9 protein-coding genes are annotated in these 8,366 nt (G+C 73.2%); 5 read left to right on the top strand and 4 right to left on the bottom strand.

What is annotated here, in order from left to right:
• The 5 genes from H1A17_RS25365 to H1A17_RS25345 form a co-directional block, all read left to right on the top strand.
• Positions 1-161, top strand: a 161-nt coding sequence (locus tag H1A17_RS25365; RefSeq protein WP_194823061.1) for a response regulator transcription factor, incomplete at its 5' end; no start/stop codon positions are given.
• A 117-nt stretch (positions 162-278) separates the two neighbouring features.
• Complete coding sequence (locus tag H1A17_RS25360; RefSeq protein ID WP_145919789.1) at positions 279-1,049, top strand: DUF5995 family protein; 771 nt, start codon at positions 279-281, stop codon at positions 1,047-1,049.
• Between the two features lie 74 nt (positions 1,050-1,123).
• Positions 1,124-1,873 (top strand): phosphotransferase, encoded by a 750-nt coding sequence (locus H1A17_RS25355; protein WP_194823060.1) that lies wholly within the window; start codon positions 1,124-1,126, stop codon positions 1,871-1,873.
• Positions 1,874-1,922: 49 nt separating this feature from the next.
• Positions 1,923-2,333: a hypothetical protein gene (locus H1A17_RS25350; RefSeq protein WP_194823059.1), complete on the top strand. Its 411-nt coding sequence runs from the start codon at positions 1,923-1,925 to the stop codon at positions 2,331-2,333.
• 82 nt (positions 2,334-2,415) lie between these two features.
• Positions 2,416-4,524 (top strand): amino acid transporter, encoded by a 2,109-nt coding sequence (locus tag H1A17_RS25345; RefSeq protein ID WP_228544204.1) that lies wholly within the window; start codon positions 2,416-2,418, stop codon positions 4,522-4,524.
• A 311-nt stretch (positions 4,525-4,835) separates the two neighbouring features.
• Here H1A17_RS25345 and H1A17_RS25340 read toward each other — a convergent pair whose 3' ends face one another.
• The 4 genes from H1A17_RS25340 to H1A17_RS25325 all read right to left on the bottom strand — a co-directional run bounded on the left by H1A17_RS25340 (position 4,836) and on the right by H1A17_RS25325 (position 8,017).
• Positions 4,836-5,042 carry a hypothetical protein gene (locus H1A17_RS25340; RefSeq protein ID WP_145919792.1) on the bottom strand — a complete coding sequence of 69 codons (207 nt, stop codon included), beginning with the start codon at positions 5,040-5,042 and terminating at the stop codon, positions 4,836-4,838.
• Positions 5,043-5,238: 196 nt separating this feature from the next.
• The gene (locus H1A17_RS34725; protein WP_228544203.1) at positions 5,239-6,585 is read right to left on the bottom strand and encodes a hypothetical protein; all 1,347 of its coding nucleotides are present in this window, start codon (positions 6,583-6,585) and stop codon (positions 5,239-5,241) included.
• Positions 6,586-6,788: 203 nt separating this feature from the next.
• A complete protein-coding gene (locus tag H1A17_RS25330) occupies positions 6,789-7,136 on the bottom strand; it encodes a TcmI family type II polyketide cyclase (RefSeq protein WP_194823058.1) in 348 nt (115 codons plus the stop codon).
• On the bottom strand, positions 7,133-8,017 hold the full coding sequence (locus H1A17_RS25325; RefSeq protein ID WP_145919794.1) for a BTAD domain-containing putative transcriptional regulator: 885 nt from the start codon (positions 8,015-8,017) through the stop codon (positions 7,133-7,135). Before H1A17_RS25325 ends, H1A17_RS25330 begins: the two co-directional genes overlap by 4 nt.
• Between the last annotated feature and the right edge of the window lie 349 nt (positions 8,018-8,366).

Here is an 8,366-nt window from a genome sequence, read left to right as displayed (position 1 = left end):
TCGCGGCGGTGGCCGAAGGGCTGACCAACAGGGAGATCGGTCAGCGGCTGTTCATCAGCGAACGCACCATCGGCGTGCACGTGTCGCACATCTTCGACAAGCTCCAGGTGCGGACCAGGGTCCAGGCCAGCGCCATCCACCTGCGTAACCGGGGCGGGTGAGCGTACGTCCGGCGCGGACGAATACGTCGTTCTACTGATCCCCGCTGCGGCCGGCGCTGACAGGCTGTCCACCGGAAACGACGGGCGCGGCGCTGCCCCGACCACTGTGGAGGAGACATGACGGAACCGGTCTGGGGGCCCGTCCACGCGGACATCGTCGATCTCCTCGCCGACCACCCGGAGGACGTCCCGGCGGTGGTCGACCACCTCACCAAACTCCAGGACCTGCTGGTCCGGCTGCCGCCGCTGGAGCAGAGCTGCCCGCTTGCCGACTTCAACCGGCTCTACCTGACCATCACCAGCCGGGTGCTGGAGGGGCTCTACGACGACTACTTCGCCGACCCGGTGTTCCTGTCCCGGCTGGACGTGGAGTTCGCCGCCCGCTACTTCGACGCGATGCGGCTGTGGACCGAGTCCAGCCCGACCACCCCGCGCGCCTGGTCGTGCCTGTTCAAGCGGATGCGCGGCCCGGACGCCCGGCCGTTGCCGTCGGCGGCGGCGGGGGTGAACGCGCACATCAACTTCGACCTGCCGTTCGCCCTGGTGACCACGTTCGACCACCTGGAGTCCGAGCCGGTGGACGGCACCGAACAGCACCGCGACTACCTGAAGATCAACGACATCTTCGCCGACAAGATCCCGTCGCTGCGGCGGGGCTACCTGGAGCGGTGGCAACTGCTCCTGGACATGCTCAACGGCGACATCGACGACTGGTACCAGGGCGAACTGGTCGAATACACCAGGGACGTGGCCTGGCGCAACGCGCAGAAGATCTGGCGTTGCCGGCACGACCCGCAGGCCCGCGACGGCGAGCGCACCCGGCTGGACGACAATGCCGCGGCGCTCGGCCGGCTGCTGCTGTCACCGCTGGGGGCGTTCCTGCAGTAGCAGCCGGGACGGGGGGTCCCCGCGCCCCGGGAAACCGGGGCGCGGGGACGCGTCCGTTCCGCCAGGATGACCGGATGCGCCCGACCGAGGAACCGCTGCCCGGCAACGTCACCACCGGCGTGGTGCGGGTCGGTGACACCGTCCGCCGGCCGGTCGGCCCGTGGACCGACGCCGTCGACGCCCTGCTGACCCACCTGCACGCCGTCGGCTTCGACGGCGCGCCCCGGCCGCTGGGCCGCGACGGGCAGGGCCGGCAGGTGCTGGAGTACGTGCCGGGGGAGCTGGGCCACCCCTCGGGGCTCTACCCCACGGCGGACCTGTCCCCGATCGGCCGGCTGCTGGCCGACCTGCACCACGCCACCGCCGGTTTCGTACCCCCCGAACCGGCCCGCTGGCAGGTGCCGATCCGCCCCGACGGCACGGACCTGATCTGCCACCACGACCCGGCACCGTGGAACCTGGTCCGCGCCGCCCGGGGCTGGGTGCTGATCGACTGGGACGGCGCCGGCCCCGGCACCCGCCGCTGGGAGCTGGCGTACGCCGCGCAGGCCATGGCCGGGATGCGCCCCGACCGGCCGGTGCCCGACTCGGCCCGCCGGCTGCGCGCCCTGGTCGACGGGTACGACCTGCCGGCGGCGCAACGTCCCGCGCTCGCCGCGACCCTCGGCCCCCGGGCGCGGGCGATGTACGACCTGCTGTCCGACGGCGCCCGGCGCGGCATCCAGCCCTGGGCCCGGATCCACGCCGAGGACGGCCCCTACTGGCGGGCCGTCGCCGGCCACCTGTCGGCCCACGTCGACGACTGGACCCGCGCCCTGGCGTGACCCTGCGGCCGGCGGGTGTCGGACGGCCCGCCCGGGGTACCCGCCGGTCATGCCCGCACACCGGTTCGCCTTCCGGTTCGACCCGACGTTCCGGGTCCCGTTGGCGCTGCTCGGCCTCCGACCGCAGACCTGCGCCGTGCTGCTCGACGACGCGGAACTGGTGATCCGGTTCGGCCGCTGGCGGCTGCGGACCGGCCGGGCGAACGTGATCGACGCCCAGCGCGGTGGGCCGTACCGCTGGTGGCGGGCCGTCGGGCCGCACCTGTCCCTGGCCGACCGGGGGGTCACCTTCGGCACCGGCACCACGGCCGGGGTGTGCCTGCGGTTCGGTACCCCGGTGCCGGGGCTGGCCCCCGGCCGGTGGCTGCGCCATCCGGCGGCCACCGTGACGGTGACCGACCCGGACGCCCTGCTGGCGGCCCTGCGCCGCACACCGGCCGGCCACCCCCGTCCCGCCTGACCCCCGGCTTCCCCGGTTCCGGCCGGCCGGACCGCCTCCAGCGCCTACCGTCGGGGACAGGGGACACGAGGGCGGTCGGCGGATGGCGGACGGGCGGGACGGGACGCGGGGACGGCGGACCCGGGAACGACGGGGGAGCACGCCGCCGCCGGGCCACGGGCGGGCGCTGCGCGAGGCCCGGGACGCCGGCCAGGGTGAGCGCACCCGACCCGGGCCGGTGGGCCTGCCGGAGTGCGTGAACAGCCACGCCCGGCCGGCCCGGCCCGGTGGCGCGCTGCGCCGGTGGCTGTTCGCGTACCGGGTGCAGCCGGTCGGCCCGGAGACCGAGGAGGGCAGCCAGCGCCGGCACCCCTGGTGGCAGGTGATGTGCCTGACCGGGGTCGACTACTTCTCGACCCTGTCCTACCTGCCGGGCATCGCGGCGCTGGCCGCCGGGGCGCTCTCCCCGCAGGCCACCCTGCTGATCGTGGCGCTGACCCTGCTCGGGATGCTGCCGATGTACCGGCGGGTGGCCCGGGAGAGCCCGCACGGGCAGGGGTCGGTGGCGATGCTGGAGCGGCTGCTGCCGTTCTGGCGGGGCAAGATCTTCGTACTGGTGCTGCTCGGTTTCGTCGCCACCTCGTGGATCATCACGATCACCCTCTCCGCCGCCGACGCCACGGTGCACCTGCTGGAGAACCCGTACCTGCCGTCGTCGGCGCCGCACGGCGACGGGGTGGCCGTGCTGGTGACGGTGGCGCTGCTGCTCGTCCTCGGCGGGGTGTTCCTGCTCGGCTTCAGCGAGGCGGTGCTGGTGGCCGTACCCCTGGTGGTGGTCTTCCTCGGTCTCAACGCGGTGATCGTGGCCGACGGCCTGGCCGGGATCGCCGCCGACCCGGGCACCGTGCGGAACTGGACGGCCGCCCTGACCGCCGGGGGTTCCGGGGTGGGCGACCTGCTCGGCCCGGCGGTGCTGGCCTTCCCGCTGCTGGTCCTGGGCCTGTCCGGCTTCGAGACCGGGGTGAGCATGATGCCCCTGGTACGCGGGGCGGGCGAGGACCGCGGGCAGCGGCTGGCCGCGCGGATCCGCAACACCCGCCGGCTGCTCACCGCCGCCGCGCTGATCATGTCGGTGTACCTGCTGACCACCACGTTCGTCACCACCGTGCTGATCCCGCCCCGGGAGTTCCAGCCGGGCGGCGCGGCGAACGGCCGGGCGCTGGCCTGGCTGGCCCACGCCCGGCTCGGCGAGGGGTTCGGCACGCTCTACGACATCAGCAGCGTGTTGATCCTCTGGTTCGCCGGGGCGTCGGCGATGGCCGGCCTGATCAACATCGTGCCGCGCTACCTGCCGTCGTACGGGATGGCACCGGAGTGGGGCCGGGCGGTCCGGCCGGTGGTGCTGGTCTACACCCTGATCAGCATCGTCATCACCGTCGCCTTCCGGGCCGACGTCAACGCCCAGGCCGGCGCGTACGCCACCGGCATCCTGGCGATGATGGTCTCCGGCGCGGTGGCGGTGACCATCGCGACCGTCCGGGCCCGGCACCGGTTCGCCGCGTCCGGCTTCGCGGTGCTCACCGCCGTGCTGCTCTACGCGCTGGCCGAGAACGTCATCGAGAAGCCCGACGGGCTCGCCATCTCCGGCATGTTCATCGCCGGCATCGTGGTGGTGTCGCTGGTCTCCCGGATCACCCGGACCACCGAGTTGCGGACCGAACGGATCGAGTTCGACGAGCCGGCCCGGCGGTTCGTCACCGAGTCGCTGGCCCACGACGGCCGGCTGCACCTGATCGCCAACAAACGCGACACCGGCGCGCTCAAGGAGTACCGGGTCAAGGAGCGGGCGCAGCGGGGCATGAACCCGGTGCCGGGCGCCTCCGACGTGCTCTTCCTGGAGATCGACGTGGTGGACCCGTCGGAGTTCAGCCAGGTGTTGTGGGTGCACGGGGTCGAGGTCGGCGGCTTCCGGGTGCTGCGGGCCAGCAGCCCGGCGGTGCCGAACGCGATCGCCGCCATCCTGCTGGCGTTGCGCGACGGCACGGGCGTCCGCCCGCACGCCCACTTCGAGTGGTCCGAGGGCAACCCGATCGCCCACCTGCTGCGCTACCTGATCCTCGGCCGGGGCGACACCCCACCCGTGGTCCGCGAGATCATCCGCAAGAGCGAACCCGACCCCTCCCGCCGCCCCGGCATCCACGTAGGCGCCTGACCCACCCCCACCCCACCCCGCCCCGCCCACCCCGCCCCACCCCGCTCGCCCGGCTGCCCCACCCGGCTTTCCCCGGTGATCAAGAAGTTTCCGTCACCGAAGCACGTGGTTTCTGACCAGAACTTCTTGATCACCGCATGACAGCGGTCGATGGACAGGGCGGTGGGGGTGAAGGGGGTTGTGGGATGGGTTCCTAGGAAGGTTAGGGGGTGTGGGGTGGTGGGCGCGGCGGGAGGTGCGGGTGGGTGATCTGGAGCGGACATGATGCGGCCCGCGCCCCGAGGGGTGGGCGCGGGCCGGGGAGAGGCCGTTTACTTCGACGGCTCGGGGAGCTTGCAGTCGATCTTCGGGTTGGCGCCGATGTAGTTGAGCGGCCCGGCCACGATGGTCACCAGGATCGTGCCGGCCTCGGCACAGTTGGTGTCGTCGTTCCCGTAATAGCCGCGCTGACCAGCGGCGATAGCGCCGATGACCAGCCAGATGACGACGATGACTCCGAGGATCGACGAACCGCGCATGGGGGTGCCTCCCGGCTTGTGTGATGTTCGAGGTGACGCCCATGTACCCAGCGGCCGGGACCGGGTAAACGGTATTCCGGAACGGTCAGCGCGATGCTGCCCAATTCACCGACGGAGGGCCACCGCGTACCCGAGGACGACAGGGGCCGGTGGACAAGCCTCGCACGTGTCCACCGGCCCCTGTCGGTTCTCAGAGTCAGTCCTGGCTGTCGGTGCCGGTCGGCGTCGGCAGCACCCGCTCGGCCTCGGCGCCCGCACCGGCCAACACCTGCGCCTGCTGCGGCCAGGTGGCCAGGCTCGCGGTGGCGCGCAACCCGGCGGCGCGGATCGTCTCCCGCAGGCTGGTCTCGTCCAGCGCGGCGAGCTGCCGGTAGCTGCGGATGCCGGCGGCCTGGAGCGCGGCGGCCATCTTCGGGCCGACCCCCTGGATACGCCGGAAGTCGTCCACCGGCTCGTCCTGCGCCGCCGCGCCCTCGGCGACGGAGGCACCCCGCGCGACCGGAGCACTGTCCGAAACCGGGGCGTTGTCCGGGACCGGGGCGCTGTCGGCGTCGGGGGTGCGTTGCGTCGGGATCACCGGCTCGGCGGCGACCGGGGCGTCGTCCACGTCGACTGCTCGCGGGGAGGTGTGCTCGGGCGCGCCGGCCGGCTCGGCCTCCGCGCCGCCGGCCGGCTGCGGCTCAGCCACGCCGGCCGACGAACCGGCGACATCAACGGGCGTCGACTCGTCAACCGGCGTCGACGCGACGCCCGAGGACGACTCACCGGCCAGAGCCGAATCGGTGGCCGGGGTCGGCTCGTCAACCGGGGCCGAATCGTCAACCGGGGTGACGTCCGAGGCCGTGACCGGGGTCGCGGTGACCTGCCCCGGGTCCACCGGGGTCGGTTCCGGCAGATCGGCCGCTGCGCTGTCCGGGGTGTCCTCGACGGTCGCCCGGGGTGCGGGGACCGGCGCGGTGGTCTCGCCGGTGACGCCGCTTCCGGGTGCGTCGTCCGGGGTGGCGCGGCCGGTCAGATCGAGGGTGGTGGGTTCGTCCGCGAGGTCCGGCAGCGGGGCGGTCCGGTCGGCGGCGACCGTGCTGGACGTGCCGTTGACGGCGACGTCCTCGACGGCGGAAGGAGCGGACCCGGAGGTCGAGGCGGACCCGGAGGCGGCAGAGGAGTCGGAGCTGACAGAGGACTCGGAGGTGACAGAGGACTCGGCGGGGGCCGCCAGGTCAGGAGCGGCGGAGGACCCGGCGGAGACGGCGGCGGCCGACCCGGTGGTGGTCGGGGTGGGGTGGTCGGCGTCCGGCGCGACGTGCGGGGTGGGCTCGTCGACGATGGCGGCGGGTGCCGGGGAGGTGTCGACCGTGGCGGCCGGGCGTGGGGCGTCGATCGTGGCGGCGGCCTTCTCCTCGGGGGTGAGCCCGACCACCGGGTCACCCTCCACGATGGGCGCGGCGGCGGTCGGCTTCTGCCGGCCCCACAGCGCCCAGCCTCCGGCCAGGCCCACCAGCAGGGCCAGGATCACGACGAGCCACTGCCCGACAGTTGACGGCACGGCTACCTCCCTATTGCGTATGTCGTCGAAGTCGCGAGGAAAACGCGAAAACCCGCCGCAGCTTTGCACACGCGAATGTCGGACGACAGGGAGGACCACACCTCGTTGCGCAGGTGGAATGCCCGGTGTCGGGCGGTATCGACGTCACGACAGCGTGTCGTCGTCGGGCGTCGGTGATTGGTCTGCGCCGCAGCGGCGGCGGTTCAGCGCAGCGGCTCCGGGCTGGGCGCGTCGGAGACGTCCCAGCTGTAGAAACAGCCGGCCGGCGCGTCCCGGGGCGACCGCCAGGTCGGCAGGTACGCCGACGTGTGGGCGGACAACCGTTCGTTGGTCCGCTGGTACAGCGGGTGCTGGCGGGCGATGACCAGGGTGTCGACGTCCACCTCGGTGGTTTCCATCAGGTGTACGCACAGGTCGTGCAGGCGGTACAGGGAGCGGTGGCGCAGCCCGGTGAGTCCGGGTAGTTCGGTCGCGTCGGCTTCGGCGAAGATCTGGGCGACCCGCCCCTCCGCGCCGGGAATGATCCTGCTGACGATCACCAGACGGCTCATCGGACCCCTCTCGCCGGTGGCGCGCCCCGATCGGTCCAGGGCTCACGGTGGGTCCATCCTGGCGGCGGGGCTGTCACCTGGTCGTCACGCCGTCCGGCGGGATCGTGACGGCGGGCGGCCGGGGTGCGGCGGGTGGCCTGCCGGATCGGGGCGAGGGTCTCGTCGACCAGGGCGCACATCGCGGGGGAGGGTTCCAGCCGCAGTTCCCGCATGAGCAGGTCCCGGTAGACGTAGAAGGCGTGCACCGCCTCGAACGCGTTGCCCTCGGCGAGGTGGATGCGTACCACCAGGCGGTGCGGGGTCTCCCGGAGCGGTTCGGCGGCCATCGCCTCCAGGGCGGCCTGCAACGCCTCACCGTGCCGTCCGGCGTCGAGGTGGTCGACGGCGAGCTGTTCCAGCATGTGCAGCCGGAGCTGGCGCAGCCGTTCCCGGTCCAGCAGCACCCAGTCGTCGTACCAGCCGGGGAGCAGGTCGCGGCTGCCGGCGGCGAGCGCGTCGGCGGCGGCGCGCGGGTCGCCGCCGTCGCGGACCCGGGCGGCGGTGGCGACGAGGTCGTCCACGTCGAGCCGGACGGCCGGGTCGAGGCGGACGGTGTCACCGCTGACCAGCAGCGGGCAGCAGGGGTCCTGGCGTAGCCGCCACAGGGCGGTCCGCAGGGACGACAACGCCCGTTCCTCGGGCACCTCGGGCCAGAGCAGCCCGGCCAGGTTGCTGCGGGTGGCGCCGGGGCGCAGCCCGATCAGGGCGATCACCCGTTGCAGCCCCCGGGGGACCACCACGGGGGTGTCGCCGTGCAGCAGCCGGAAACCGCCGAGCAGGTGCAGGCGTACCGGCGGGTCGGCCGGAACCTCGCTGGTCGGCGTGCTGGCATGACCGGTCACGGGCGCACCCCCTGCACGGAAACCTGGGTCCAGATCGTCCGGTGTCCCGACGCGGTCCCCCGCGACGCCGTGGCCGGTTCACTGCGCGACCGAGCCGGGCCGGCCGGCACGAACACTACCAATATGATTACTCTCGGTCAACGAAAGTGTAGGCATGGCGACCGGGGGTGAATCGCCTCTGATCTGCGAACCTCCATCACAATGGACAGCTCTCGCATAGCCGGTACACAGCATGCGTCAACGCAACGTCACCATCATGCGAGGGTGTTGCGGGTCGGTGGGTGACGCCCGGGTGACGGGTCCGGCCGGAGGGTGGCGGCTACCGGGGTGAGTCGCCCGGTGGAGGAGG

Source organism: Micromonospora sp. S-DT3-3-22, assembly GCF_015354745.1.
In the GTDB taxonomy this organism is placed as follows: Bacteria; Actinomycetota; Actinomycetes; order Mycobacteriales; family Micromonosporaceae; genus Micromonospora; species Micromonospora wenchangensis.
This window is presented reverse-complemented; position numbering and strand designations above follow the sequence as displayed.